The sequence below is a fragment of the Lysobacter sp. M2-1 genome, assembly GCF_022662495.1.
In the GTDB taxonomy this organism is placed as follows: Bacteria; Pseudomonadota; Gammaproteobacteria; order Xanthomonadales; family Xanthomonadaceae; genus JAKPBU01.
In genome coordinates, this window is the sequence record NZ_JAKPBU010000001.1 from 1,010,469 (window position 1) to 1,034,448 (window position 23,980).

The following is a 23,980-nucleotide window of genomic DNA, read 5'->3' on the forward strand; positions in this document are numbered from 1 at the left end:
CCGGCACGACCAATGAAGGATTGGTCGCCGTCTATTCCAGAAACGATATGGATGGAGTGACGCGGGTGCGGTTGGCGCCCTGACTCGCGCGCAACAAAGTCTTTTTCGCTGCGGGTTCAACCGATCGCTGCACGCGTCGGTGTCGGCTTCCAACCGGGTCATGCATCTGGCCGAACGATCGCCGCGTCTTCGAAGCCACAGGCCGGCGTCAGCGTTGAGACTTGCCCCGCCGCAATGACCAACCCGTTGCTCCATCAGGGCCGGAGCGGAGCTTTTCATCGCCGGATGCATCCGGACTCCGGGGTTCCACGCATCCCAGCCTGACTTGCGTCACGGGCGCGTCCGGGGAGATTCCTGTACCGTTCGGTTCAGTCACTCCGGCGCGATTCAGCGGGCTCCGTCCAAGCTGCGCGCCTTCGTGGCCCAGGCCGGGTGCTGTCGCATCCGGTCGCACCGCCCACCCGAACGACGACCCCATGCCCGCCGATCCCGTGCCTGCGCAAGACATCGCCGTCCGCCTGTCCGGAGTGCGCCTCGACCGCGGCGGGCGGACGATCCTGTCCGGCATCGACCTCGATGTGCCGCGCGGCAGCATCACGGCAGTGCTCGGCCCCTCGGGCAGCGGCAAGTCGACCCTGCTCGCGGCGCTGACCGGCGAGCTGGAACAGACCGCAGGCACGGTCGAAGTACTCGGCACCCAGGTGCCGCGCCGCCAGCGCGAGCTGCTGGAGCTGCGCAAGGGCATCGGCGTGCTGCTGCAGGGCAACGGCCTGCTCACCGACCTGACCGTCGCCGAAAACATCGCGCTGCCGCTGCGCACGCACACCGCGTTGCCGAAGCCGGTGATCGAACGCCTGGTGCTGATGAAGCTGCATGCGGTGGGGCTGCGCACCGCGGGCGATCTGTATCCGCGCGAGCTCTCGGGCGGCATGGCCCGGCGCGTGGCGCTGGCGCGCGCGCTGGCCCTGGATCCGCCGCTGATGATCTACGACGAGCCGCTGACCGGGCTGGACCCGATCGCTTCGGGCGTGATCATGAGCCTGATTTCGCGGCTCAACGACAGCCTGGGTATGACCAGCATCATTGTGACCCACCACGTGCACGAAACCCTGCCGGTGGCCGACCGCGCGATCGTGATCGCCAACGGCCGCATCGTGTTCTCCGGCACGCCGGCGGAGCTGGAAGCGACCACCGATCCGCTGGTGCTGCAGTTCCTGCGCGGCGAACCGGATGGACCGATCCGTTTCGACAGCGCACCGCGCGCGGAGGCGGCGTGATGGAGCCGGGATTGGGGATTGGGGATTGGGGATTCGCCCGCGCAAAAGCACGCGAACCGGTGCGATCGCGCACTTTCACCAATCCCGAATCCCGAATCCCGAATCCCGCCGCCGGAGGCGGCCGCTGATGCCCTTCATCGCCGCCACCCGCTCGCTTGGCCGCGCCGGGCTGTTCTCGCTGTCGGTGCTGCGCGCATCGAAGCCGACGGCCGACTTCTTCGCCGAGCTGATTCGCGAGATCTACAAGGTCGGCGCGCGCTCCCTGCCGATCATCGCGGTCGGCGGCGCCTTCGTCGGCCTGTCGGTGACCCTGCTGGGCTATCGCGCGCTGGAAACCTACGGCGCGTCCAACCAGATCAGCGCGCTGGTGGGACTGGGCCTGTACCGCGAACTGGCGCCGGTGCTGACCGCGCTGCTGTTCATCGGCCGCGCCGGCAGCTCGATCGCCGCCGAGCTCGGGCTGATGCGCGCCACCGACCAGATCACCGCGCTCGGATTGATGGCGATCGACCCGGTGGCCAAGGCCGTGGCGCCGCGCTTCTGGGCGGCGGTGCTGACCGTGCCGCTGCTGGTGGCGTTCTTCTGCAGCTTCGCGATCTCGGCCAGCTACTTCGAGGCGGTGCACGTGATCGGCATCGACGGCGGCACCTTCTGGCAGGTGATGAAGGACGCGGTCGATTTCGACAAGGATTTCGTGTTCGCCTTCGTCAAGGCGGCGGTGTTCGGCGGCACCTCGGCACTGGTGGCCTCGTACGTGGGCTATCACGCCGAGCCGACCATCGAAGGCACCTCGATCGCGACCACGCGCGCGGTGGTGAATGCCTCGCTGCTGGTGCTGATGTTCAACTTCGTGCTGTCGGCGATGTGGAACCCATGACTGCCGCTCATTCCCCATTCCCTTCGATCGTCGTCCCCGCGAACGCGGGAATGACGAAGTGACCCACCTGAGGTAATCCCATGTCCCGTGGCCCCCGTCTCGAGTTCGCCGTCGGCGCCTTCCTGCTGCTGGCGCTCGCCTCGCTGCTGGTCCTGGCGCTCGCGTCCACCAATGGCAAGTTCTCCTTCGGCAACGCCGGTACCTATGAGCTGAAGGCGCGCTTCACCAATATCGGCCAGCTGCGCGCATCGGCCCCGGTGCGCATCGGCGGGGTCAACATCGGCCGGGTCACCGAGGTGACCCTGGACCCGCAGAAACTCGATTCGGTGCTGACCCTGGCCATCGACGATCGCTACAAGGACCTGCCCGCCGACACTTCGGCCGGCATTCAGACCGCCGGCCTGCTGGGCGAGAGTTACATCGGCCTGCAGCCGGGCGGCGATATCGAGGTGCTCAAGCCGGGTGATGAAATCGCCTTCACCACCCCTGCCGTCGACCTGATGCAGATGGTCGGCAAGTACATGTTCAGCGGGCCCGGGTCATCCTCCGCGCCCGACTCGCCCGAGGACGCCGCACCGGCGCCAGAGGCCGAATCCCCCGCTCCCACGGAAACGACACCATGATGACCCGCAACCTCCTTGCCCTGGCCCTGGCCATCGGGCTCGCCGCTGTGGCCACGCCGGGCGTCGGCCTCGCGCAGCAGCAGTCTGCTGCCGCTACCATGCAGGGCTCGCCCAGCAAGCTGGTGCTGGACAACAGCACCCGGATCCTGACCACGCTGGAGAGCCGCCGCGCGGAGTTCACCGCCGACCGCGGCAAACTGCGCCAGTTCGTGTCGGGCGAGTTCAATACCATGTTCGACCGCGACTACGCGGCGCGCCAGGTGCTGGGCCGCCATGGTCGCGGCGCCTCCGACGCCGACGTGAAGCTGTTCGCCGACGCGCTGGCCGACAACCTGATGGCGCGCTACGGCGCCTCGCTGCTGGACTTCAACACCCGGCTCAAGGTGCGGGTGAAATCCGAGACCGCGCTGCCGCGCGGCCTGGGGGTGAAGGTGGCGAGCGAACTGCTGCGCAGCGGCGGCGAGGCGATCCCGGTCGATTACCTGATGCGCAAGTCCGGCAGCCAGTGGAAGGTGTTCGATGTGATGGTCGAAGGCGTGTCCTTCGTCCAGACCTTCCGCCAGCAGTTCGATGCCGAGTTGCAGCGCAAGTCGATCAAGCAGGTCGCCTCCGATCTGCGCAGCGGCCAGCTCAAGGCCGATGCCAGCACCAATTGACGCCAACTCCAGCGTGACCCGCGCCGGCGAAGCCTTGCGCTTCGCCGGCGTTCTGTTGCGCGCGCAGGTGCCGGCGCTGTGGAAGCAGCTGCCTGCGATCGACGGCGTCCGGGTGCTGGACCTGGGCGCGGTGGCCTCCATCGACAGCGCCGGGCTGGCCTTGCTGGCCGAGGTGGCCTCGAAGCTGGACGGCGTCGCACTGCTGGGCGACCCGCCTGGCCTGGCCGAACTGCGCAGCGCGTATCGACTGGACGACCAGCTGGGGTTCGCTGCCGGCTGAGGACATTTCCGCACCAGCCGGTACACTATCCTTCATGACCCCCCTGCGACTTACGCGAGCCGCCGCGCCGCTCGTGCTCCTGCTGCTGGCGGCCTGCGCCGGTGGTACGGCTGCGCGCAAGGCCGATGCCCCCGTCGCTGCGGCCGTTGCCGCGGAGGCGGCAACGCCGTCGGAAGCGGCGACCGTCACCGTCCCGACGCCTGCGGGCAGCGAGCCCGCCGCGGCGTCCGCGCCCGATCCCGCTGCTGCCGAAGCCGCCGCACAGTCCCCAGCTGCGGCAACGACCGACGAGGCCGCCGCTGCGGGCGATCCGCTGGCGCCTACCCAGGCCGAGCAGGACTATGCCGCCCTCTACGGCAACGGCCAGGATCCCTACAACCCGGTCGCCGATCCTTCCCTGCCGTCGCCCGCGGACCTGCCGTCCAGTTACGACCCGTGGGAGCCGCTCAACCGACGCGTGCACGCGTTCAACAATGTGGTCGACCGGACCATCGCCAGGCCGCTGGCGCAGGCCTATGTCGCGGTGGTACCGCGTCCGGTGCGCCTGGGCGTGGGCAATTTCTTCAACAACCTTGGCCAGCCGGTCAGCGCGCTCAACGCGCTGCTGCAGGGCCGTCCCGGCCAGGCCGGGCTATCGCTGGCGCGGTTCACGGTGAACTCCACCCTCGGCCTGGCCGGCATCTTCGACCCGGCGACCAAGTTCAACATCCCCAACCGCAGCGAGGACTTCGGCCAGACCCTGGGGGTCTGGGGCTGGAAGAAGTCGCGCTACGTGGAGCTGCCGCTGTTCGGCCCGCGCACCGTGCGCGACGTGTTCGGCCTGGTCGGCGATTCGCCGATGGCGCCGCTGCAATACGTGGAACAGGACAAGACCCGGGTCTTCCTGCAGGGCCTGCAGCTGGTCGATGTGCGCACCCAGCTGATGGCCGTGGACAGCATGCGCGAAGGCGCGGCCGACGAATACGCGCTGTTCCGCGACGCCTGGATGCAGCGTCGCGCCTACCAGATCTTCGGCGACCGCGAACGCTCCGACGAGGAGCTGCCCGACTATCTGCAGGACGACACCGACCCCTATGTCCCGGTCGACGTGATGCCCGTAGTGCCGGGCGGGCCAGGCGGACCGGGCGGCTAGTCGCGCGCCGCCGGCGCGTCGACCTCGATCACGCTGTTGCCTTCGGGCAATTCGCCGCTGCGCAGTGCGGTCGCCGCGGGGGCGCGCGGTGTCCATGGCGCGCTGCCCAGATGCGAGAGGTCCTCGTAGCGCCCCAACGCCCGGAATCGCTCCAGCGCGAACGGCCGGCCCTCGGCACGCACCGGCGATGGCCCATCGGCGACGTGGAAATGCAGGTGCGGGCCGGTGCTGTCGCCGCTGAAGCCGAGTTCTCCCAGAACCTGGCCGCGTTGGACCCGCTGCCCGACCGCAACGCGAACGCTGCCCGGCCGCAGATGCTCGTAGATCGCATAGCGGCTGCTGCCCAGGTCGAGCACCACATGGTTGCCGCTGGCGTCGTCGATCGCATGCTTGGGATTGGCGGATACGCGCTCGCTTTCGGGGAAGTCGTTGCGGATCGCGACGACCGTAGCGTCGGCCACCGCGATGGCCGCCTCGCCATAGCCCAATGCGTTGCGCGCGAGGTCCGCATCGCCGCGCGCGCTGCGGCCCTGCGCATCCACGCGGACCCAGTCGATGGCGAAGCGCCCCGGCAGCCGCGCGCGACCGTCGACCGCCAGCAACATGCGTCGATGACCGCGCGGCCACGACGGATCGTAGATGACGACCCAGGGGCCGCCGCGCACGGGTGGGCCCAGCGACGGCAGCGGCATTGCGTCCAGCTCGACGCGCGGCCCGGAGATGGTGTCCTCGCCATCGTCGGCCCGCACATACGAGTGCCGATGCACCAGCGCGGCCGGCACCGCGTCGGGCGCCAGATTCATTTCCACATAAAGCACCGCGCGACGCCCGCCCGGGATGGCACCTTGCAGCTGCGCCTCGTCGGCCGGCCCGATCAGCGTAATGCGCGTGGCAAGTGCGTCGCCCTCGAAGCGCGCAAGCGGGAATCCGCTGGCGCCGTCGCCGATCTCGATCGCGGTCGGCCGTAGCGGGGAATCGGTGAAGTTGGTCAGGTGCAGTTCGTACTGCAGCCGCGCGCGGCCTTCGACCGTCACCGGGGTCGGCGCCACTGGAACTTGCAGGTCGAAGGATTCGCGCGATGTGGCGTCCCGCGCGCCGGCGAACTGCGCGAACTGCACAGTGACCAGCAACAGCAGGAGCCAACCCTTGTGCATGTACGCCATGGCGATGCCCTTCCTCTCTGAGCGAGTCACCGTATCGGCACCCCGCGCTGCCAGCCAGTGATGGTGGCCATCGGCGCTTGAGCTCGCAGTCGCCATGGTCGCAGGGGACTGTCAGGAAGCCTGCGGCTCGATTCCGCACGCCTAAAGTTTTAGGGCATAACAACAGGGCTAGTCTTGGTGCCGGGTATCAGCCTCGTCCGGCTCCACCGCACCCAGCAGCCGCTCCGTCTCGACACCCGGCAGCGATTCCACGCCCTTGAGCTGGCGCTCGATCTTGCGGGTGCGCACGCCGGCAAGCTTGAGGCTGTTCTGCACGGTATCCAGCTGGCCGTGGGCCTTTTCCAGCACGGTGGCGAATTTGCCGAACTCGCTCTTGACCGCGCCGAGCAGCTGCCAGACTTCGCTCGAGCGCTTCTCGATGGCCAGGGTACGGAATCCCATCTGCAGGCTGTTGAGCAGCGCGGCGAAGGTGGTCGGGCCGGCGATCACCACCCGATGTTCGCGCTGCAGGGCATCGATCAGGCCGGGACGGCGGATGGTTTCCGCGTACAGGCCTTCGGTCGGCAGGAACAGCAGGGCGAAGTCGGTGGTATGTGGCGGCACCACGTATTTTTCGTTGATCGACTTGGCCTGGAGGCGGATCGCGCGTTCCAGCTGCACGCCTGCGCTGCGCACGACTTCGATCTCGCCGCGCTCGTGCGCATCGAGCAGGCGGTCGTAGTCCTCGCGCGGGAACTTGGCGTCGATCGGCAGCCACACCTGGGCATCGCCTTCGCCGCGGCCGGGCAGGCGCACGGCGAAATCGACCGCCTCGTTGCTGCCGGGCCGTACCCGCACGCCGCGCGCGAACTGCTCGGCGGTGAGGACCTGCTCAAGCAGGCCCTGCAGCTGCACCTCTCCCCAGCCGCCGCGGTCCTTGACGTTGGTCAACACGCGCTTGAGGTCGCCCACGCCTACCGCCAGCGCCTGCATCTCGCCCAGGCCACGTTGCACCGCTTCCAGCCGCTCTGATACCAGCTTGAAGCTCTGGCCGAGCCGCGCCTCCAGCGTGGTCTGCAGTTTCTCGTCGACGGTGGCGCGCATCTGCTCCAGCTTCTGCGCGTTGTCGGCCTGCAGCGATTTGAGCTGGGTCTCCAGGGTGGCGCGCAGTTCGCCCAGCCGGTGCTCGTTGCGATCGGCGAGCTCGCGTACGCGTTGTCCGAGCACGTCGGCGAACTGCTGCTGCCGTACAGCGGCTTCCTGCCGCGCCTTGAGCGCATCCTCGGTCAGCGCGGTGCGCAGCACGTCCAGGCGCGCATCGGTGCGCTCGGTCAGGTCGTTGAGCCGCAGCCCGAAGTTCTCGATGCGCTGCTCCTGGGCCGCGGACAGGCTGTCGAGCTGCTGACGCAGCTCGCCGCGGCCGTCGCGCTGTTCCTCGCGCAGGGCCTGCTGCAGGCGCGCGCCATGGGTTTCCAGCAGCGTGTCGGGCTTGCGCAACAGCAGCACGACCAGCAGCGCGATCGCCGCCAGCACGGCGATCAGCAGCAAGGACAGCAGGAGGGTGGTGAATGCCATGCACCCAGTGTATCGACGCGCGTCTCAGGGGGTGAGGCGGCGTGCCGAGTGTCGGTTTTCATGGCCGCGCCATCGCTAACCGGCCATTCGGCCCGGGTCGACCGCATGCGAAAATACGTTGCACACTCCGGGGATGGACATGCCGATGCGCCGGACCCTGCTAGGCACCCTGTTGCTGGTTGCGATCCCGATGGCGGGCGCCGCGACCGGGCAGGACGCGATGCCGCCTGCCCCGGCGCCCGCCGTGCCGGTCATCGACACCCCCGCCGACGCCGCAGGCTCGCCCTGCCCGGCACGCCCCGACGCCGCAGCCGTGCCAGACGACCCGCAAGCCAGCACGCCGCGGGCGGTGAACCGGATCGCGGTGACGTTCGACGACCTGCCCTGGGTGATGGACCGGAACCAGGCGCCCCCGGATCTGGCCGAGCACCACGCCAGGCTGCTGTCCGCGCTGAAGCAGGCCTGCGTTCCGGTGATCGGATTCGTCAACGACGGCAAACTGTACGCGCACGACACGCTGCGCAGCGAGCGGCTGCGCATGCTCGAAGACTGGCTGGATGCGGGATTCGAACTGGGCAACCACACCGCGTGGCATAGCGACCTGCACGCGGTCGGACTGGCTGCTTTCCAGGCCGACATCCTCGACGGCGAGCGCCACCTGCGGCCGCTGCTGGCCGAGCGCGGGCTCGAGCCCCGCTGGTTCCGGCATCCGTTCCTGCGCACCGGCCGCTCGCCGCAGGACAAGGCAGCCATGGACGCGTTCCTGGGCGCGCATGGTTATCGCACTGCGCCGGTCACCATCAACAGTTCCGAATGGATCTACGCGCTGGCATATCGCAACGTGCTCAACGATGGCGCCGATGCCGCCACGCTGGCGAAGATCCGCCAGGCCTACGTCGACTACATGGTGAGCAAAGTCGGCTACTACGAGCGGCGCTCCATGCAGCTGCTCGGATATCGGGTGCCGCAGGTCCTGTTGCTGCATGTCAACGAGCTCAACGCTGCGGCCTTCAGCGAACTGGTCGCACGCATCCGCGCGCGTGACTATCGATTCGTCGGCCTCGATGAAGCCACCTCGGACCCTGCCTTCCTGCGCCGCGACGACTTTGCCGGCGAGCTGGGGACGAGCTGGATCCATCGCTGGGCCAAGACCGAGAACCGGCCCGAAACCTTCTTCTTCGGTGAAACCGCGACCCCGCGCTGGGTCAAGCAGCTGGCCGGCGTCGCCGCCGGGGTCGAGTAGCCGTCAGCGGTTCGCGCCACGCGTCGATGCGACCGTGAAATCGCGGATGGATGACGCGATGCCGTGTCGCAGCCGGCGAGATGCGGACCGGGCACAATCCGCTCTCTTTCCCACCCTCCGGCTCCGCCCATGAGCGATCAGACCAACCACGATTACCTCGTCATCTCCCGCGGCCAGTGGGACGCGGAGGCCTCGCCCGAGACCGTGCAGAAGGCGATCGACGATTTCTACGGATGGCTCGACGGCCACATCGCCGCCGGCACCATGCACGGCGGATCGCGGCTGAAGGCCGAGGGCGCAACGGTATCGCGCAAGACCGTGGTGACCGACGGGCCCTTCGGCGAGACCAAGGAGCTCATCGGCGGCTACTGGTTCGTCGTCGCGCCATCGCTGGAGCAGGCCGCGCGCCTGCTTGCCGACAGTCCCACGGTGCGGCTGGGTCTGTTCTACGAGGTGCGGCCGCTGGATCCGGAGCCCGCCACCGCGACCACCATCGCCACCGAAAACCTGCGCGCGTAACCGTCGCCCACTTGCGCTGAACGGCGAGCGCGTTGCTTCCCGGTATAGCGGATGTGCGATGCGCCAGGCGGTGCAGGCCAACTGCGTCGACCGGTCGGCCCATCCGTCAGTTGTTCGGGTCCGGTTCGGCGGCCTCGGCCGGGGGCGGCGGCGTCTCGGTGGCGGCCGCTGCAGGCTGGGTCGCGGCATTGGTATCGGCCGGCGCCTCGGCTGGAGCTTCCGAGGCCGCGCCTTCACCCGACGGAAGGGCGGAATGGCCGTCGGTCTGCCGGCGGTCGCAGCCCTGCAGGCCCAGGGAGGCCAGCAAGGCGAGCATGGCTAAGGCGGATTTCATCGCGCGTTCCTCGCGGAGTCGGGACGCAGCGATGATGTGGCGCGACTCGTGAGCGCCGTGTGTCGTGCTGCATTCGCCAGCAGCGGTCGTCTGCGCGATGCGGTGCGTGCGCCGCGTCGCAACCGCCGCTCCCTTCCAGGTATCCCTGTTGGCAACAACCAGGAGAAAACACCACCGATGCACCGATCGATCCTGCTGATGCTGTGTCTGCTGTGCTCCGCAGCCGCGTTCGCGCAAGCCCCCGACATCGATGCCTACGCCCCCGGCCGCAAAGTCGTGGCCGAACTGCAGCGGATCGTGACGCCCAACGGGGTGCAGGAGGAGTTCGAAGCGGTGCTCGGCGGCGCGCGCCAGGCGGTGAGCGTGCGTGGCGCGGACCGGGACAACCCGATCCTGTTGTTCGTGCACGGTGGCCCCGGTTCGGTGGAAATGCCGATGGCCTGGAGCTTCCAGCGCCCGTGGGAGGACTACTTCACCGTGGTCCAGTGGGACCAGCGTGGCGCCGGCAAGTCGTATCCGCTCAACGACCCGAAGACTCTGACTTCGACGATGACGCTGGAACGCTACCGCGACGATGCGATCGAGCTGATCGAGCTGCTGTGTCGCAAATACGGCAAACGCCAAATCGTGCTGATGGGCCACAGCTGGGGTTCGGCCGTGGGCCTGGCGGTGGCCGCGAAGCGCCCCGACCTGCTGCACGCCTATGTCGGCATGGGCCAGGCGATTTCCTTCCGAGACAACGAGCGGGTGGGTCTGGCCTGGACGATCGAACGCGCCCGACGCGAGGGCAATGCGCAGGCGCTGCGCGAGCTCGAGGCACTGCGCCCGTATCCGGACCTGGGCCCCTTCACCATCGACAAGGCCGACGCCTGGCGCAAATGGTCGATCGGCTGGGGCGCACTGGCCGCGTACCGGCCCGACGCCGATTTCTATTTCGAATCCACGCGCCTGTCGCCGGAATACACGCCGGCCGACCGCAAGGCCTGGGGCGAGGGCAGCGCGTTCTCGGTGACCACGTTATGGCCGAAGCTCGCCGACGTGTCGTTCCAGACGCTGGACAAGCTCGACGTGCCGGTGGTGTTCTTCCTCGGCCGCCACGACTACACCGTACCCGCGCCGATCGCCGCGGAATGGATGGAACGCCTGCAGGCGCCGAAGAAGCAGCTGGTGTGGTTCGAACATTCGGCGCACCTGCCGATGGTCGAGGAACCCGGACGCGTGTTCGCTGCCTTGCTCGAACACGTGCGGCCGTTGACGCGAGACGTTCCCTAGCGACGCCCGCGCCGCACTGCTCGACCCCACGCGCCGGCGGGCTCGGTGCGTCCGCACGCAGGCATCGCATACCCTGTTGCTCCGCCTCCGGAGGTCAGCGGATGTCCTGTATCCCTTATGTCACGACGATGGCCGCGTACAACGCGTGGATGAACGAGAAGGTCTATACGGCGACCGCCAGGCTGCCGGAGGACGAGGTGATGCGCGAGCGCGGCGCGTTCTTCGGTTCGATCTTCGGCACGCTCAGCCACCTCGTGGTGGCCGATACCGTCTGGCTGCGCCGCTTCGCCACCGATCCGATGCACGCGGACGCGCTGGCGCCGGTGCGTGCGATGCCGGCACCTGCGCGCCTGGACGAGCGACCCTGCGCCGACCTGGCCGCATTGGCGCGCCGGCGAAGCGAACTGGATGCGGTGCTGGTCGCCTGGACCGACGGACTGACCGACGCAGCGCTGCGCGGCACGTTGCGCTACGCCGACATGCGTGGCAATCCACATGCGCGGGATGTATTCGCGTTGCTCATGCACCTGTTCAACCACCAGACCCACCACCGCGGGCAGGCCACCACCCTGCTCAGCCAGGCCGGCCAGGACGTCGGCGTCACCGATCTGGTGGCAATGCCCACGCACTGACGCGAGCCGACGCAGCGCACGTCGCCGCGAACCGTCGGCAGCGGGCAGTGGCAATGCTGCAGCGCGTTCGGCGACACTGCGCGCCCCGACCCTTCCAGCAAGGCCGTCCATGTCCCTGTTCCGGCGCAAATCCCTCGACCGCGTGACCGAGCATGAGGAAGGACGGCGGCTGGTGCCGACCCTGGGCTGGCCGCACCTGGTGGCGCTGGGCATCGGCGCCATCGTCGGCACCGGCATCTATACCCTGATCGGCGTCGGCGCGAACCTGGCCGGACCCGCGGTGCTGCTGTCCTTCCTGGTGGCTGGGATCGTGTGCGCCTGCGCCGCCCTGGCCTACGCCGAGATGGCCACGATGATGCCGGCGGCGGGCAGCGCGTACACCTACAGCTACATCGTGCTGGGCGAGGTGCTGGCATGGATCGTCGGCTGGAGCCTGATCCTGGAATATTCGCTGGTGGTCAGCGCGGTCGCCGTAGGCTGGTCGGGCTATGCGGTCGGCTTCCTGCAAGGCGTGGGCATCGACCTGCCCACGGCGCTGACCGTGGGGCCGCACGCCGGCGGCGCGCTCAACCTGCCGGCGGTGCTGATCGTGTTCGCGGTGGCCGGCCTGCTGATCGCCGGTACGCGCGAGAGCGCCACGCTCAACGCTGCGCTGGTGGTGGTGAAGATCCTCGCGCTGGGCGTGTTCGTGGCGATCGCTTTGCCGCATTTCGATGCGACGCGGCTGGATCCGTTCATGCCCTTCGGCTTCGCCAAGACCATGGGCGCAGACGGCGTGGAGCGCGGCGTGATGGCCGCCGCGGCGATCATCTTCTTCGCCTTCTATGGCTTCGATGCGATTTCGACCGCGGCGGAGGAAACCAAGAATCCGGCCCGCGACCTGTCGATCGGCATCGTCGGCTCCATGATCGGCTGCACCGTGATCTACATGCTGGTGGCGCTGGCCGCGGTCGGTGCGATGAACTACACGGTGTTCGCGCAGAGCCCGGAGCCGCTGGCGCTGATCATGCGCGAGCTGGGCCAGGGCACCGCGGCGAAGATCGTGGCAGGCGCGGCGGTGGTGGCGCTTCCCACCGTGCTGTTGGCCTTCCTCTATGGTCAGAGCCGGGTCTTCTTCGTCATGTCGCGCGACGGGCTATTGCCGCGCGGGCTGTCGACCGTGAGCCCGCGCACCGGCACGCCGATCCGCACGACCCTGTTCACCGCGGTGTTTGTGGCTGCCCTGGCGGGCGTGGCGCGACTGGACGAGATCGCGGCACTGGCCAATGCCGGCACGCTGGCCGCGTTCGTGGCGGTGGCCGCCTGCATGCTGATCCTGCGTCGGCGCGAGCCCAATCGCGCGCGCATCTTCCGCACGCCGATGGCGTGGCTGGTCGGGCCGGTGGCGATCGGCGGCTGCCTGTACCTGTTCGTCAGCCTGCCGGTGCGCACCCAGCTGTGGTTCGCGCTGTGGAACGTGATCGGCCTGCTCGCCTACTTCGCCTACGCACGGCGCAACAGCGTGCTGGCCAAGGCGCAGGACGCGTAACGGGCGGGATACGCCCGGCGCGTGCGGGTCGAACCGGCAACCGTCAGTCCAGCACCCGGCAGAACGCCGCCTTGAGATAGCGCGATTCGGGCACGTCGGCGCGCCAGGGATGGTCCGCGCCTGCGCCCGACACCTTCAGCACCTGCAGCGTGCGCCCGGCGTAGTAACCAGCCCGGCGCAGCATGTCGAGAAACTGTTCCTCGCTGACCAGGCCGGTGCAGGAGAACGTGGCGAACAGGCCGCCCGGCTTCACCGTAGCCAGCGCCAGCTTGTTCATGTCCAGGTACTTCTTCAGCGCAGGAATCACCTGCTCGCGGTCGCGGGTCATCTTGGCCGGATCGAGGATCACCACGTCGAACTGTTCGCCCTGCGCAGCGGCATCGCGCAACCACGGGAAGATGTCGGCCTGCACGAAGCGGATCCTGGCGTCGTTGAGCTTCGCGTTGCCGCGCGCGATCTCCAGTACGTCGTTGTCGATGTCGATGCCGACCACCTCGCTTGCGCCGCGCACGGCCGCATACACGCCGAAGCCGCCCGTGTTGCAGCACAGGTCGAGAACGCGCTTGCCCGCGCACTGGCGCGAGAGCCACTCCCGGTTCTCGCGCTGGTCGGCGAAGAAGCCGGTCTTGTGCGCGCCCGCGGGATCGGCGCGAAAGCGGATGCCATGCTCGGTGATGATTGCAGGCGCTGCCGCTCCGGAGCCGGCGCTGTTCCAGGGTTTGAAGTCGAAGCTTTCCTGCTTCTGCACGTGCTCGTCGGCGAAGGCGTGCAAGCGGCACCCCGGGAACTGCGCGCGCAGCGCTTCGTAGATCCATTCACGGTGGCGGTACATACCGGCGCTGAAGAACTCGACCACCAGCAGATCGGCGTAGCGGTCCACGACCAGGCCGCTCAGGTTATCGCCCTCGCTGTGGACCACGCGCCAGGCGTCGGAGACTTCATCCAGCTTCAGCAGTTCGCGCCGCAGCCGAACGGCCTCGCCGATCTTCGCCGCGAACCAGGCGGCGTCGATCGCCACGTCCGGATCGTGTTCGAGCACGCGCAGCGCGATGCGCGAATGCCCGTTGTAGAAGCCGCGGCCGATCCAGACGCCGTCGCTGCCGGTCACATCGACGATCGAGCCCGGCTTGGGCCGCTGTACCGGCTTGTCGATGAGCTTCTGGAAGATCCACGGATGGGTGGAGCGCCAGGCATTGCGCAGGCGGATGGTGGGAATGACCTCGTTCATGCGGGCATTCTACGTTCCGGGCCGATGGAATCTGACCATAGGGATCTCTCGGTCCTGAGCGTAGGCGCAAAGCGCCGAAGTCGAAGGGCGCTTCTGCGCAGCTCCGTTCGCTGTCGGTTGCCACGACGACCCGGCGAGGGACGCCCTTCGACTTCGCTTCGCTACGCCTCAGGACGAACGGTGCCGTGAACGCCTTTGCAGACCAAACTGCCTTCGCTCCGCTACGTTCCGGGCGAACGGTGCCGCCAAGGCCCTTGCAAACCAATCCGCCGCCGCCACCTCGTCCTGCATGCACCTGGACACGCCCGAGTCTCCCCCTGACACCCCCGAGCAGCGCAAGGCCGACCGCAGGCGCCTGCTGCGTGCGTTCAACGCCAGCCTCGCCTTCGTGCTGTTGCTGTGTGCGGTGTTCACCGCGCAGCATTTCGTCGCCTGGGATGCGCTGGCGATCGCGCCCAAGTCGATGTCCGGCCTGCTCGGCGTACTGACTTCGCCGCTGCTGCATGGCTCGCCCGAGCACCTGATCGCCAATGCGATCGCGCTGCTGATGCTCGGGACCCTGGCGCTGACCGCCTATCCGAAGGCGACGCTGCGCGCGCTGCCGCTGCTGTGGATCGGTTCGGGCCTGGGTGCGTGGCTGCTGGGCGATGCCGGCAGCCGCCATCTGGGCGCCAGCGGGCTCACCCATGGGCTGATGTTCCTGGTGTTCGCGCTGGGCCTGCTGCGCCGCGACCGGCCGGCAATCGCCGCGGCGATGCTGGCCTTCCTGTTTTACGGCGGCATGCTGCTGACCATCCTGCCGCGCGAGCCCGGCGTCTCCTGGCAGGCGCACCTGGGTGGCGCCGTCGCGGGACTGATCGCGGCCTGGCTGTTCCGGCGCGTCGATCCGGCGCCGCCGCGCCGCAAGTACAGCTGGGAGATCGAGGAAGAACTGGCGCGTCAGGCGGCCATTACCGAGCGCGATACCTACGAACCGGCGCGTCCCCAGGACGTGCCGGTGTTGTGGCAGCGCGGCGACGGCGCCGATGCGCGACGCGGAACCGTGCTGGCATTTCCGTCGATCAAGAAAGATCCGCAGTGAGACAGCGTCTGCAGCCGTGGTCCGCGGCGATGCGGTAGGGTTGGGTCGTGGCGAGCGGAGATGCGTGCAGATGCGAAGACGATCGTGGCCGGGATTGCGACGCCTGGTTGTCTGGATGATGCTGGGGTGGTCCGCCGCCACGCTGGCGCCGGCGATCGCCGCCGATGATGCAGCGGCGCAACCCATGCGCATCGTCGGCTACGTCTCTGATCGCGATCCGTTGCCGGCCATCGATGCGAGCAAGCTCGATGCGCTCAATTTCGCCTTCGCCCGCGTCGATCCACGCCATCGGGTGTTCCTGCCGCACGAGGCGACCGCCGCGCGTCTGCGCAGGATCGTTGAACTGCGCAGGCACAATCCGCGGCTGAAGGTGCTGCTCTCGATCGGCGGCTGGGGCGCTGGCAACTTCTCCGAAGCGGCTGCCAGCTCCACCGCGCGCAGGCGTTTCGCCAGGACTGCGGTTGCGCTGTTGCAGCGCTTCGATCTGGATGGCCTGGACATCGACTGGGAATACCCGGCGCATCCGGGCCCCGGCATCAGCCACCGGCCCGAAGACCGGGACACGTTTCCGCTGCTGCTGCAGGCGGTGCGTCGTGCGCTGAATCGCGAGGCCGGCCGCAGCGGCCGCCATTACCTGCTCACCATCGCCGCGGCGGACGGCGAAGGCGCGCGCGGGCTGGACATCGACCGGATCGTGCCGCTGCTGGACTGGATCAACCTGATGACCTACGACTTCTACGGCAGCCAGAGCACGCACACCGGCCATCACGCCGGGCTGCATCGCGCCGCATCCGCGGCGCCCGGCAGCCGCAATACCGAACAGGCGGTGGACGAGTTCCTGGCGGCCGGAATGCCTGCGCGCAAGCTGCATGTGGGCGCGGCGTTCTACGGAAAGATCTTCACCGACGTCGAGCCCGCCAACAGCGGTCTGGGCCAGCCCTATCGCGGCGACGTGGAATTCGTGGCCTGGCACCGGATCCGCAATGAATTCCTTGCCGACGCGGGCTTCGAGCGCCACTGGGACGACACCGCGCAGGCGGCCTGGCTCTGGGACGCGTCGGCGCGGCGCATGGTCAGTTACGAAGACCCACAGGCGCTGCGCGCCAAGGTGCGTTTCGCCAAGGCGCGTGGCCTGGGCGGCGTGATGTACTGGGAGCACGACCAGGACGATGGCGAAATGCTCCTCGACATCGTGCGGGAAACGCTGGCCGAACCCTGAGCACCACTGCCGCACAGCGATTGATCGCGCGCCGCTAGAATCCGCGGCTTCTGGCGCACAGGCAGGCGGAGCATGCGGATTCTCGTCACCGGCAGTGCGGGTCATCTGGGCGAAGCGCTGGTCCGCACCTTGCGGGCCGCCGCGCACGAGGTGGTCGCCCTCGACATCACAGCCTCGCCCTATACCGATGTGGTCGGCTCGGTTGCCGACCGCGCGCTGGTGGCACGCCACATGCGCGGTGTGGAGGGTGTGCTGCACGCGGCGACCCTGCACAAGCCGCACGTGGCCACGCACGCGCGCCAGGATTTCGTCGACACCAACATCAGCGGCACCCTGAACCTGCTGGAAGAGGCCGCGGCGAACGGTGTCGGCGCATTCGTCTTCACCAGCACCACCAGTGCGTTCGGCGATGCGCTGGTGCCGCCTGACGGCGAACCCGCGGCCTGGATCACCGAGGCGGTAACGCCGGTGGCCAAGAACATCTACGGCGCCACCAAGACCGCGGCCGAAGACCTGTGCCGGCTGTTCCACCGCAAGCAGCGGTTGCCCTGCGTGGTGCTGCGCACCTCACGCTTCTTCCCCGAGCCCGACGACGATCCCACGCTGCGTGCGGCCTACGCCGACGGCAACATCAAGGCCAACGAACTGCTGTACCGCCGGGTGGACGTGCAGGACGTGGCCGACGCGCATCTGCTGGCGCTGGCGCACGCCCCCGAGATCGGCTTCGGCCGTTACATCGTCAGCGCCACCACGCCGTTCGAATACGAGGACCGCGCCGAGCTGCGCCACGACGCGCCCACCGTGGTCGCGCGCCGCGTGCCCGGCTACGAGGCCGAATATGCCCGCCGCGGCTGGCGGATGTTCCCTGGGATCGAGCGGGTGTACGTCAATGCGCTGGCGCGCAAGGAACTGGGTTGGAGGCCGCGCTACGACTTCGCCCATGCGCTCGAGCGCCTGCGCGCGGGCGAGGATCCGCGCAGCCCGCTGGCGCAGGCGATCGGCATCAAGGGCTATCACCCCCGCGCCTACGAGGACGGTCTGTACCCGGTCGAATGAACCGGCGAAGGGCGGGACCTGCCCGCCCTCCGGAGCTGGTCAGAACCGGGCCTTGAACTCCGCACCCCACATGCGCGGCTCGTTGATGAAGCCGGTGAGGTTGTTGAAGTCGATGCCGCCCACCGCGCGGATCTGGTTGGTGATGTTGCGGCCGAACAGCGCCACTTCGTAATCGCCCAGGCCCCAGGAATATCCCACCCGCACGCCGCCCTCGAGCAGCGACTTGCCGGTGAATTCCTCCGATTCGTACAGGAAGAAGTTGACCTCGCTGCGGTAGACCCAGTCGGTGAACACGTAGAACTCGGCGTCGGCGCCGGCGGGCATGCCCCAGCGCGCGGTCAGGTTGTGGTTCCACTTGGGCGCCTGCGGCAGTGGGTTGCCGTCGATGAGGCGACCACCATTGGGACCGAGGGGGTCGAGCGGTGTGCAAAGGGCACCGCACTGGGCCACTTCCAGATCGCTATCCTGGATCTCGGTGTCGTTGTAGCTGCTGCCCAGGGTGACCAGCAGGCTGTCGGTCAGATAGGCCTCGAGATCGAACTCGATGCCCTGACCGATCGACTTCTCGGCATTGAGCAGGATGTTGGCGTTTCCGCTGCCGCCGACCGCGGTCAGCTGCTGGTCCTTTACCCGGTAATGGAACACACCGGCGCTCAGGCGCGCGCGCTTGTCGAACAGATCGGCCTTGATGCCGGCTTCGAACGAGAGCACGGTCTCGGGTCCAGCCACCGACTTGCTGTTGAATGCGCTGGCGCTCTGGATGCTGCTGCCGCGGAAGCCGGTGGCGACGCGTCCGTAGAAGTTCACGTCCTCGTTGAGCGCGTAGACCGCCGACAGGTCCCAGTTGAACTTCTTGTCCTCGGTGGAGGCCGACAGGCTCCCGCCCGCGCCTTCGGCTGCGAGGAGCTGCGCCAGCGTGCACTTGGGCGGGCCCGGGATGATGCCCAGGGTCGGCCCGATGCACGGCGCGAAGCCGGTATTCCAGTATTCCTCGACGTCCAGGTCCTTGTCGTCGACCGTGTAGCGCATGCCCGCGCGCAGCTCCAGCTTATCGGTAGCCTGCCAGGTGAGCGCACCGAACACCGCCCAGGCGTCGTTGGTCTGGTTGATCCGCTGGTAGCCGTCCTGCGCGCCGCCGGCCAGCGAGTCGTAACTGAAGCTCTCGACGTCGTAGTCTTCCTTGAAATAGAACAAGCCCGCCTGCCAGTTCAGCGGACCGCTCGACTGCGATTCCAGACGGAACTCCTGGGTCCACTGCGAATGCTCGGGGATACCGTCGGCAGTCTCGGAGGCGAACGGAACCTGCGCCGTGAAGTACGGGCCGGCGCTGCCGTCAATATCGCCGCGGCTATAGGTTTCCACCGACTCGTAGCCGGTGATCGAATACAGCTTGACTCCGCCCAGGTCCCAGCTCAGGCGCGCATTCGCGCCCTGGCTGTCGAGTTCGGAATGGTTGTAGCCGTCCACCGCCACTTCGTCCTCGTCGAAGCCGTCGACGAAATCGTTCGTGCCCGGTTCGAAGATGTTGGCGCGGAACAGGCGCGCGGTGCCGTTGAGGTGGCGCGCGTGCGCGCCGAACAGCGCCTCGAAGCTCTCGCCCTCGTACAGGAACTGCACGCGTCCTGCGGATTCGTCGTAGCCCTCGAAGCCGTCGTTCGGACCCTCAAAGGTGTTCTCGACCCAGTCGTCGCGGCGCTGGAACAGCACCGATGCACGCGCGGACACCGTATCGGTCAGGCCGCCGCCGACGGCGCCTTCCACGTTCCACAGGTTGTCGCTGCCGATGCCGACCTTGGCGTAGCCGTCGAACTCCTGCGACGGGCGCACCGAATCGAACTTGACCACGCCGGCCGGGGTGTTGCGCCCGAACAGCGAGCCCTGCGGGCCGCGCAGCACTTCCACGCGCGCGATGTCGAACAGGGGGAAGCCCTTGAGGATCGGGTTTTCCTGCACGATGTCGTCGTACACCAGCGACACCGGCTGCGAGGTGTTGAGGCGGAAGTCGGTGTTGCCGTAGCCGCGGATGTAGAAGCGCGGGAAGGCACGGCCGAACGAGGACTCGATGTTGAGGCTGGGCACGCGCCCGGACAGGAAACGCACGTCGGTGCCGCCGGAGGCGAGCACGTCGAGCTTCTCGCCGCTGACCGTGCTGATCGAGACCGGCACGTCCTGGATGTTCTCGACCCTGCGCTGCGCGGTCACCTGCACCGTATCGAGCGTGGCCGCGCGCTCCTGCGTGTCGGCGGGCTGGTCGACGGTCTGCGGCACGGCGGCGTCGGTGGACTCCGGCGTGGTCTGGGCGACCGCCATCAGTGGCAGCAGGGCGAGTACGGCAACGGCGAGCGGACGCGGCGTGGCGCGCAGGCGGCGTGCGGACATGCTTGGATTCCCCGGGACGGCGCAGCGGATGCTGCGATGCCGCATTGTTGCAGATCGATGACGCGCGCGGGAGGTCCGGTGCACGGCATAGAATCCGCTCCGATGCGCGGCGCCGCCCTCCTCCTCCCGCTGCTGTTGGGCGCCTGCGCCGCCGGAGTTCCGTCGATGCCCGCTGCGCCCGGCCCGGATCCGCTCGACGCGTTGATGCAGGACTACGCCGGCCGCGTGCCCGGCGCGGCGGTGCTGGTCCTGCGCGACGGCGAGCCGGTGGCGCGGCGCGGCTACGGCCTGGCCGACCTCGAATCCGGGACCGCGGTCGGACCCGGCACCCGCTTCCGCCTGGCTTCGGTCAGCAAGCAGTTCACCGCCGCCGCGATCCTGCTGCTGGCGCAGGACGGCCGGCTGGCGCTCGAGGATCCGGTGGCGAAATGGCTGCCGTCGCTGCCACCGGCGGCTCGCGGCGTGACGCTGCGCCACCTGCTCACCCACACCTCGGGTCTGGTCGACTACGAGGGCCTGATGGCGGCGGACACAACGGTGCAGGTGCACGACGCCGACGTACTGCGCCTGCTCGAAGGGGCGGACCGGCTGTACTTCGCACCGGGCAGCGACTACCGCTACAGCAACAGCGGTTACGCGCTGCTCGCGCTGGTGGTCGGCCGGGCGTCGGGGCGGGATTTCGCCAGCTTCCTGCGCGAGCGGATCTTCGCGCCGCTGGGGATGCGTGGCGCGGTGGCGTTCGAGGACGGCGTGTCGCAGGTGGCCGAACGCGCGTATGGCTACAGCTTCGAAGACGGCCGCTGGCTGCGGACCGACCAGAGTTCCACCAGCGCGGTGCTCGGCGACGGCGGCATCTACGCCTCGATCGACGAGCTGGCGAAGTGGGACGCCGCGCTGTACGACGACCGCCTGCTTTCGGATGCCTCGCGCAGCGCGGCGTTCTCGGTGCAAACCCCGGTCCGTGACGAAGCCGATGTCGAGGGTTATGGCTACGGTTGGCGCATCCATGGCGATGCGCTCTGGCACTCCGGAGAGACCATCGGCTTCCGCAATGTGATCGTGCGCTGGCCGAAGGAACGGCTTGCGGTGGTGGTGCTCAGCAACCGCAACGATCCAGAACCCTACGGATTGGCGCTGAAGATTGCGGCTCTGTACCGCTGATCGTTATCATGCCCCTTGCCGTGCCGCGCCGTCGTGGCGCCTCGCTCACAGCGGCATGAAGCGGCCGCGTGCACACTCGGAGGCCCGCGCGGAACGACGCCATGATCCGCAAGCTCAAGAGCGGCGAATACCGTCTGTATTCACGCAGGCCCAACCCCAAGACCGGCAAGCGACGCAACCTGGGCACGTTCCCCAACCGTGCCGCAGCGGAGCAGCACGAGCGTGAGGTGCAGTACTTCAAGCGTCATTGAATGCGCAACGCGCGGGGCCGCGATTGTGGGCGTGCGCTACGTTCCGAGCTGGCGGTCGTGCAGGCGCGAAAACAGCAGCAGCGACACGATCGCGCCGGCCAGGCACAGGAACATGTCCCACTGCGTGTCCCACACATCGCCCTGGGTGGCGAGGAAGGCATCGGCGTCGGCGCCGAACGCCAGTGCGGCCCACCACTCGATCAATTCGAAGAATGCGGAGAAGCTCAGACAGGCCGCCAGCACCAGGTAGACGAGCCAGCCGCCGCGCCGCAGCGGAGTGAGGCGCAGCAGCAATTCGCGCGCCAGGATCGCGGGCGCGAAGCCCTGCATCCAGTGGCCGACGCGATCCCAGGGATTGCGCTCGATCTCCAGGCCGGCGCCCACCGCCATATCGCGCAGCCAGAAGCCGGCGGGCGTTTCGGCGTAGGTGTACGCGCCGCCATGGATCAGCACCAGCGCGTGCGCCACCAGCAGCCAGCACAACAGGCGGGTGAGCGGGAAGCGGCGCCAGTTCAACGCGATGACCGGAATCGCGACGATCACCCATACCGTTTCCAGCAGCCAGGTCATGCGGTCCTTCGGTGCGACCGCCGAGACGAGCAAGGCCCCGATCACGAGCATCAGCAGCGCGATGCGCTCGGGCCGCGACGGCGGCAGTGCGATCGGCATCGCGGTCATCGTGGTCCCCTGTGGCGGCGCGCCCAACGCAGCATACGACGGGGTGCACGCATCGCACATTGTCGGCGGAGACCTCGCCGTGTAGCGTCTCACCCGCACTGTTTCTGGAACTCTCCATGCGCCGTATCGCCCTGGCTGTCGCCGCCCCTGTACTGCTCACGCTGCTGGGGGCCGCCTGTGCGCGCGAGGCGCCGTCGGGGGGACCCGCGGCCGCGGGTCCCGCTGCGGCGGACAGCGCCCAGGCCCGCATCGAAGCCGATGTGCGCGCCCTCGCGGACGATGCGATGCAGGGGCGCGAAGCCGGAACCCCGGGCTACGACAAGGCCGCCGAATACGTGGCCGGGCGGATGCGCGCGATCGGCCTGCAGCCGGCTGGCGACGGCGAGTCGTTCTTCCAGACCGTACCGCTGCTCCAGGCCCGGCGCGAACAGGCCGGTGCGCGCCTGGCGATCGTCCATCCCGATCGCACGGTCGCGCTGCGCTTCAAGGACCAGTTCCTGCCGGCGCTGAACTTCGAGCAGGCCCGCGCCGAGGTTTCCGCGCCTGCGATCTTCGTGGGCTTCGGCGTGCATGCGCCGGAACTGCGGCACGACGATTTCGCCGGGCTGGACGTGAAGGGCAAGGTGGCTGTGCTGTTCAACGGCGCGCCGGCGCGCTTCGATCACGACCGCCGCGCCTACTACAGTTCCACCCGCGAGAAGCTGCGTGCGCTGGCCGAGCGCGGCGCGGTGGGCGCGGTGTTCGTCAATACCGCGCAGGAAGAGGCACGCACCCCGTGGGCGCGCAGCGCGGACAACTGGCGCAAGCCCGGCATGCGCCTGCGCGGCAAAGACGGCAAGGGCATCGACACCTTTCCCCAGCTTGCGGTCGTGGCGAGCGTGCCGGCCACAGCGGCCGACCTGCTTTTCGACGGCAGCGACCACCTGTCCGCGGAACTGTTCCAAGCCGCCATCGACGGCACGCTGCGCGGCTTCAAGCTGCCGGTGACGCTGGAGCTGGCCGCGCACACGACCATCGAGCCCGCGCAGTCGCGCAATGTGGTCGGCAAGCTGTCCGGTCGCGATCCTGCGCTGGCCGGCGAACATATCGTCTACACCGCGCACCTGGATCACCTCGGCGTCGGCGCGCCGGTCAACGGCGATCCGATCTACAACGGCGCGCTGGACAATGCGCTGGGCGTGGCGATCATGCTGGAAGCCGCGCGCGAACTGGTATCGGCGGCGGACAAACCCAGGCGCTCGTTGCTGTTCGTCGCGGTGACCGCAGAGGAGAAAGGCCTGCTGGGGGCCGAGTGGTTCGCCACCCATCCCACGGTGGCCTCGGATTCGCTGGTGGCCAACATCAACCTGGACATGCCGGTGCTGCTGGCGCCGAGCACCGACGTGGTGCCGATCGGGGTGGAACATTCCTCGTTGAAGGGTACGCTGGAGACGGCGGCGAAAGAGGTCGGCGTTCTGTTGACGCCAGATCCGTTCCCCGAGGAAACCATCTTCGTGCGCAGCGATCAGTATCCCTTCATCCGCGCCGGGATTCCTGCCGTGTATCTGCTCGGCGGCACCATCAGCGCCGACGGCACACGCCACCCCAGGCTGGCCTTCACCAAGTTCCTGCGCGAGCACTACCACCAGCCCAGCGACCAGGCAGACCTGCCGATCGCCTATCGCGACGCGGCGCGCCTGGCCCGGCTCAATGCGCGCATCGGGCGCATCGTCGGCGACGCCGCGGCGCGGCCGACCTGGAATCGCGGAGATTTCTTCGGTGACAAATTTGCGAAGTAGCGCGCCCGTGGGAGCGGCTTTAGCCGCGAATGTTTTTCGGCTGTCTGGTTGGTTCAGGC

23 protein-coding genes are annotated in these 23,980 nt (G+C 68.4%); 17 read left to right on the top strand and 6 right to left on the bottom strand.

All coding sequences use genetic code 11. From position 1 onward, the window contains the following. Nucleotides 1-476: 476 nt before the first annotated feature. The 6 genes from MC375_RS04395 to MC375_RS04420 all read left to right on the top strand — a co-directional run bounded on the left by MC375_RS04395 (nt 477) and on the right by MC375_RS04420 (nt 4,845). The gene (locus MC375_RS04395) at nt 477-1,277 is read left to right on the top strand and encodes an ATP-binding cassette domain-containing protein (RefSeq protein ID WP_242102088.1); all 801 of its coding nucleotides are present in this window, start codon (nt 477-479) and stop codon (nt 1,275-1,277) included. Nucleotides 1,278-1,404: 127 nt separating this feature from the next. Next, nucleotides 1,405-2,154, top strand: a complete 750-nt coding sequence (locus MC375_RS04400) for an MlaE family lipid ABC transporter permease subunit (RefSeq protein WP_242102089.1) — start codon at nt 1,405-1,407, stop codon at nt 2,152-2,154. A gap of 80 nt (nt 2,155-2,234) precedes the next feature. After that, complete coding sequence (mlaD, locus tag MC375_RS04405; RefSeq protein ID WP_242102090.1) at nt 2,235-2,777, top strand: outer membrane lipid asymmetry maintenance protein MlaD; 543 nt, start codon at nt 2,235-2,237, stop codon at nt 2,775-2,777. Beyond that, a complete protein-coding gene (locus tag MC375_RS04410) occupies nt 2,777-3,433 on the top strand; it encodes an ABC transporter substrate-binding protein (protein WP_242102091.1) in 657 nt (218 codons plus the stop codon). The genes mlaD and MC375_RS04410 overlap by 1 nt, the downstream gene beginning before the upstream one ends. Next, on the top strand, nt 3,417-3,713 hold the full coding sequence (locus MC375_RS04415; protein ID WP_242102092.1) for an STAS domain-containing protein: 297 nt from the start codon (nt 3,417-3,419) through the stop codon (nt 3,711-3,713). Before MC375_RS04410 ends, MC375_RS04415 begins: the two co-directional genes overlap by 17 nt. 34 nt (nt 3,714-3,747) lie before the next feature. Beyond that, nucleotides 3,748-4,845, top strand: coding sequence for a VacJ family lipoprotein (locus tag MC375_RS04420; protein ID WP_242102093.1), 1,098 nt, complete (start codon nt 3,748-3,750; stop codon nt 4,843-4,845). Here MC375_RS04420 and MC375_RS04425 read toward each other — a convergent pair. Next, a complete protein-coding gene (locus MC375_RS04425) occupies nt 4,842-6,008 on the bottom strand; it encodes a M23 family metallopeptidase (protein WP_242102094.1) in 1,167 nt (388 codons plus the stop codon). The genes MC375_RS04420 and MC375_RS04425 overlap by 4 nt on opposite strands. Nucleotides 6,009-6,176: 168 nt before the next feature. Beyond that, nucleotides 6,177-7,562 (bottom strand): DNA recombination protein RmuC, encoded by a 1,386-nt coding sequence (gene rmuC, locus MC375_RS04430; RefSeq protein ID WP_242102095.1) that lies wholly within the window; start codon nt 7,560-7,562, stop codon nt 6,177-6,179. A gap of 145 nt (nt 7,563-7,707) precedes the next feature. On the opposite strand from rmuC, the gene MC375_RS04435 reads away from it, so the two are divergent. Then, complete coding sequence (locus tag MC375_RS04435; RefSeq protein ID WP_242102096.1) at nt 7,708-8,805, top strand: polysaccharide deacetylase family protein; 1,098 nt, start codon at nt 7,708-7,710, stop codon at nt 8,803-8,805. 129 nt (nt 8,806-8,934) lie between these two features. After that, nucleotides 8,935-9,324, top strand: a complete 390-nt coding sequence (locus MC375_RS04440) for a YciI family protein (protein ID WP_242102097.1) — start codon at nt 8,935-8,937, stop codon at nt 9,322-9,324. 106 nt (nt 9,325-9,430) lie between these two features. Here the strand turns inward: MC375_RS04440 and MC375_RS04445 are convergent, their stop codons facing one another. Then, entirely contained in the window at nt 9,431-9,658 is a 228-nt protein-coding gene (locus MC375_RS04445) for a hypothetical protein (protein ID WP_242102098.1), read from the bottom strand. A 177-nt stretch (nt 9,659-9,835) separates the two neighbouring features. Between MC375_RS04445 and MC375_RS04450 the strand changes: the two genes are divergently transcribed. The 3 genes from MC375_RS04450 to MC375_RS04460 all read left to right on the top strand — a co-directional run bounded on the left by MC375_RS04450 (nt 9,836) and on the right by MC375_RS04460 (nt 13,090). After that, nucleotides 9,836-10,930 carry an alpha/beta hydrolase gene (locus MC375_RS04450; protein WP_242102099.1) on the top strand — a complete coding sequence of 365 codons (1,095 nt, stop codon included), beginning with the start codon at nt 9,836-9,838 and terminating at the stop codon, nt 10,928-10,930. Between the two features lie 101 nt (nt 10,931-11,031). Next, nucleotides 11,032-11,562, top strand: a complete 531-nt coding sequence (locus MC375_RS04455) for a DinB family protein (RefSeq protein WP_242102100.1) — start codon at nt 11,032-11,034, stop codon at nt 11,560-11,562. Between the two features lie 109 nt (nt 11,563-11,671). Further along, the gene (locus tag MC375_RS04460; RefSeq protein ID WP_242102101.1) at nt 11,672-13,090 is read left to right on the top strand and encodes an amino acid permease; all 1,419 of its coding nucleotides are present in this window, start codon (nt 11,672-11,674) and stop codon (nt 13,088-13,090) included. A gap of 43 nt (nt 13,091-13,133) precedes the next feature. Here MC375_RS04460 and MC375_RS04465 read toward each other — a convergent pair whose 3' ends face one another. Beyond that, nucleotides 13,134-14,318, bottom strand: a complete 1,185-nt coding sequence (locus MC375_RS04465) for a class I SAM-dependent rRNA methyltransferase (RefSeq protein ID WP_242102102.1) — start codon at nt 14,316-14,318, stop codon at nt 13,134-13,136. A gap of 289 nt (nt 14,319-14,607) precedes the next feature. On the opposite strand from MC375_RS04465, the gene MC375_RS04470 reads away from it, so the two are divergent. From MC375_RS04470 to MC375_RS04480, 3 genes are all read left to right on the top strand, one after another. Beyond that, nucleotides 14,608-15,399: a rhomboid family intramembrane serine protease gene (locus tag MC375_RS04470; RefSeq protein WP_242102103.1), complete on the top strand. Its 792-nt coding sequence runs from the start codon at nt 14,608-14,610 to the stop codon at nt 15,397-15,399. Between the two features lie 115 nt (nt 15,400-15,514). Continuing rightward, entirely contained in the window at nt 15,515-16,618 is a 1,104-nt protein-coding gene (locus MC375_RS04475; RefSeq protein ID WP_242102104.1) for a glycoside hydrolase family 18 protein, read from the top strand. Nucleotides 16,619-16,690: 72 nt separating this feature from the next. Beyond that, nucleotides 16,691-17,674, top strand: a complete 984-nt coding sequence (locus tag MC375_RS04480) for an NAD(P)-dependent oxidoreductase (protein ID WP_242102105.1) — start codon at nt 16,691-16,693, stop codon at nt 17,672-17,674. A 39-nt stretch (nt 17,675-17,713) separates the two neighbouring features. Here MC375_RS04480 and MC375_RS04485 read toward each other — a convergent pair whose 3' ends face one another. Beyond that, a complete protein-coding gene (locus MC375_RS04485) occupies nt 17,714-20,053 on the bottom strand; it encodes a TonB-dependent receptor (protein ID WP_242102106.1) in 2,340 nt (779 codons plus the stop codon). A gap of 165 nt (nt 20,054-20,218) precedes the next feature. Here MC375_RS04485 and MC375_RS04490 point away from each other — a divergent pair, with 165 nt between their 5' ends. Then, nucleotides 20,219-21,214: a serine hydrolase domain-containing protein gene (locus tag MC375_RS04490; RefSeq protein WP_242102107.1), complete on the top strand. Its 996-nt coding sequence runs from the start codon at nt 20,219-20,221 to the stop codon at nt 21,212-21,214. 101 nt (nt 21,215-21,315) lie between these two features. After that, nucleotides 21,316-21,465, top strand: coding sequence for a hypothetical protein (locus MC375_RS04495; protein WP_242102108.1), 150 nt, complete (start codon nt 21,316-21,318; stop codon nt 21,463-21,465). 36 nt (nt 21,466-21,501) lie between these two features. Here MC375_RS04495 and MC375_RS04500 read toward each other — a convergent pair whose 3' ends face one another. Further along, nucleotides 21,502-22,143 (bottom strand): DUF2238 domain-containing protein, encoded by a 642-nt coding sequence (locus MC375_RS04500; protein WP_242102109.1) that lies wholly within the window; start codon nt 22,141-22,143, stop codon nt 21,502-21,504. Between the two features lie 116 nt (nt 22,144-22,259). Between MC375_RS04500 and MC375_RS04505 the strand changes: the two genes are divergently transcribed. Beyond that, on the top strand, nt 22,260-23,921 hold the full coding sequence (locus MC375_RS04505) for a M28 family metallopeptidase (RefSeq protein ID WP_242102110.1): 1,662 nt from the start codon (nt 22,260-22,262) through the stop codon (nt 23,919-23,921). The last annotated feature ends 59 nt before the right edge of the window (nt 23,922-23,980 follow it).

Bases quoted from the DNA above. Each gene is read 5' to 3' on its own strand.
- MC375_RS04425 (WP_242102094.1), bottom strand. From the start codon at position 6,008: ATGGCGTACATGCACAAGGGTTGGCTCCTGCTGTTGCTGGTCACTGTG.
- mlaD (WP_242102090.1), top strand. From the start codon at position 2,235: ATGTCCCGTGGCCCCCGTCTCGAGTTCGCCGTCGGCGCCTTCCTGCTG.
- MC375_RS04460 (WP_242102101.1), top strand. From the start codon at position 11,672: ATGTCCCTGTTCCGGCGCAAATCCCTCGACCGCGTGACCGAGCATGAG.
- MC375_RS04420 (WP_242102093.1), top strand. From the start codon at position 3,748: ATGACCCCCCTGCGACTTACGCGAGCCGCCGCGCCGCTCGTGCTCCTG.
- MC375_RS04500 (WP_242102109.1), bottom strand. From the start codon at position 22,143: ATGACCGCGATGCCGATCGCACTGCCGCCGTCGCGGCCCGAGCGCATC.
- MC375_RS04410 (WP_242102091.1), top strand. From the start codon at position 2,777: ATGACCCGCAACCTCCTTGCCCTGGCCCTGGCCATCGGGCTCGCCGCT.
- MC375_RS04440 (WP_242102097.1), top strand. From the start codon at position 8,935: ATGAGCGATCAGACCAACCACGATTACCTCGTCATCTCCCGCGGCCAG.
- MC375_RS04445 (WP_242102098.1), bottom strand. From the start codon at position 9,658: ATGAAATCCGCCTTAGCCATGCTCGCCTTGCTGGCCTCCCTGGGCCTG.
- MC375_RS04470 (WP_242102103.1), top strand. From the start codon at position 14,608: ATGCACCTGGACACGCCCGAGTCTCCCCCTGACACCCCCGAGCAGCGC.
- MC375_RS04480 (WP_242102105.1), top strand. From the start codon at position 16,691: ATGCGGATTCTCGTCACCGGCAGTGCGGGTCATCTGGGCGAAGCGCTG.
- MC375_RS04490 (WP_242102107.1), top strand. From the start codon at position 20,219: ATGCCCGCTGCGCCCGGCCCGGATCCGCTCGACGCGTTGATGCAGGAC.
- MC375_RS04465 (WP_242102102.1), bottom strand. From the start codon at position 14,318: ATGAACGAGGTCATTCCCACCATCCGCCTGCGCAATGCCTGGCGCTCC.
- MC375_RS04395 (WP_242102088.1), top strand. From the start codon at position 477: ATGCCCGCCGATCCCGTGCCTGCGCAAGACATCGCCGTCCGCCTGTCC.
- MC375_RS04435 (WP_242102096.1), top strand. From the start codon at position 7,708: ATGCGCCGGACCCTGCTAGGCACCCTGTTGCTGGTTGCGATCCCGATG.
- MC375_RS04400 (WP_242102089.1), top strand. From the start codon at position 1,405: ATGCCCTTCATCGCCGCCACCCGCTCGCTTGGCCGCGCCGGGCTGTTC.
- MC375_RS04450 (WP_242102099.1), top strand. From the start codon at position 9,836: ATGCACCGATCGATCCTGCTGATGCTGTGTCTGCTGTGCTCCGCAGCC.
- MC375_RS04455 (WP_242102100.1), top strand. From the start codon at position 11,032: ATGTCCTGTATCCCTTATGTCACGACGATGGCCGCGTACAACGCGTGG.
- MC375_RS04415 (WP_242102092.1), top strand. From the start codon at position 3,417: ATGCCAGCACCAATTGACGCCAACTCCAGCGTGACCCGCGCCGGCGAA.
- MC375_RS04485 (WP_242102106.1), bottom strand. From the start codon at position 20,053: ATGTCCGCACGCCGCCTGCGCGCCACGCCGCGTCCGCTCGCCGTTGCC.
- rmuC (WP_242102095.1), bottom strand. From the start codon at position 7,562: ATGGCATTCACCACCCTCCTGCTGTCCTTGCTGCTGATCGCCGTGCTG.
- MC375_RS04505 (WP_242102110.1), top strand. From the start codon at position 22,260: ATGCGCCGTATCGCCCTGGCTGTCGCCGCCCCTGTACTGCTCACGCTG.
- MC375_RS04495 (WP_242102108.1), top strand. From the start codon at position 21,316: ATGATCCGCAAGCTCAAGAGCGGCGAATACCGTCTGTATTCACGCAGG.
- MC375_RS04475 (WP_242102104.1), top strand. From the start codon at position 15,515: ATGATGCTGGGGTGGTCCGCCGCCACGCTGGCGCCGGCGATCGCCGCC.